Genomic DNA, 1,490 nt, shown 5'->3' with positions numbered 1-1,490 from the left:
GGGCATCCTCTGTCAGGGGCGGGGCAGCGCGGCGAACTCGGCGGTCTGCTACGCGCTGGGCATCACGGCCATCGACCCGGTGCGCATGGGGCTGCTGTTCGAGCGCTTCCTCAGCATGGAGCGCCGGGAGCCGCCGGACATCGACGTGGACTTCGAGCACGAGCGCCGCGAGGAGGTGCTCCAGTACGTCTACGCGAAGCACGGCCGCCAGAAGGCCGGCATGGTGTGCGAGGTCATCTGCTACCGGGGCCGGCTGGCGCTCCGGGAGGCGGGCAAGTCGCTGGGGCTGTCGTTGGATCAGGTGGACCGGCTGTCGCGGGTCGCCTCGGCGCACGGCTTCCAGGTGACGCCGGACGTCCTCAAGGAGGCGGGGCTGTCACCCACGGACGGGCGGGTGTTGAGGACGCTGTCGGTGGCGAAGGAGCTGGAGGGCGTGCCCCGGCACCTGTCCATCCACGTGGGCGGCTTCGTGATGACGCGCGAGCCGCTGGTGGACCTGGTGCCGGTGGAGAACGCGGCGATGCCGGGGCGCACCGTCATCCAATGGGAGAAGGACGACATCAACGCGGTGGGCCTCTTGAAGGTGGACCTGCTGGCGCTGGGCATGCTGACGGCGCTGTCGAAGTGCTTCGCGTTGATCCGGGAGCACCACGGCCGCGACCTGTCCCTGGCGACGGTGCCGCCGGAGGATCCGAAGGTCTACGACATGCTGTGCGAGGCGGACACGGTGGGCGTGTTCCAGATTGAGAGCCGCGCGCAGATGAACATGCTGCCCCGGCTGCGGCCCCGGGAGTTCTACGACCTGGTGGTGCAGATCGCCCTCATCCGGCCGGGCCCCATCGTGGGCAACATGGTGCACCCGTACCTTCGCCGCCGGCACGGCCAGGAGCCGGTGACGTACCCGAGCGACGCGGTGCGGGGCATCCTCCAGAAGACGCTGGGCGTGCCGCTCTTCCAGGAGCAGGCGATGCGGCTTGCGATGGTGGCGGCGGGCTTCAGCGCGGGGGAGGCGGACGGGCTCAGAAGGGCGCTCAGCCACAAGCACGCGGAGGAGCGGATCCTCCCGTACCGGGGCCGGTTCGTGGAGGGCTGCGAGGCGCGCGGCTACGCACGTCCGCAGGCGGAGGAGTGGTTCAACCACTTCCGGGGCTTCGCGCACTACGGGTTCCCGGAGAGCCACTCCGCGAGCTTCGCGTTGATTGCGTATGCGTCCAGTTGGCTGAAGTGCCACTACCCGGCGGCGTTCACGGCGGCGCTGCTCAACTCACAGCCGATGGGGTTCTACGCGCCGCACACGCTGGTGGCGGACGTGCAGCGCCACGGGGTGGAGGTGCGGCCGGTGGACGTGCGCCGTTCAAGCTGGGACCTGGAGCGCGCGCTGGAGTTCTCCAAGGCGGACGTCGTCGTGGACTTCACCGGCCCCGAGGCAAGCCTCGCGCACGCGAAGACGTGCGCCGCGCGCGGCGTGCCGCTGGTGGTGGGCTCCACGG

At 70.4% G+C, this 1,490-nt stretch carries 1 pseudogene; it reads left to right on the top strand.

Annotation, left to right across the window (positions count from 1 at the left end):
- Positions 1 to 1,490 (top strand): annotated as a pseudogene (locus tag D7V88_RS41455) (error-prone DNA polymerase); the annotation flags it as partial.

The organism is Corallococcus terminator (assembly GCF_003611635.1).
Classification (GTDB): Bacteria; Myxococcota; Myxococcia; order Myxococcales; family Myxococcaceae; genus Corallococcus; species Corallococcus terminator.
This window is presented reverse-complemented; position numbering and strand designations above follow the sequence as displayed.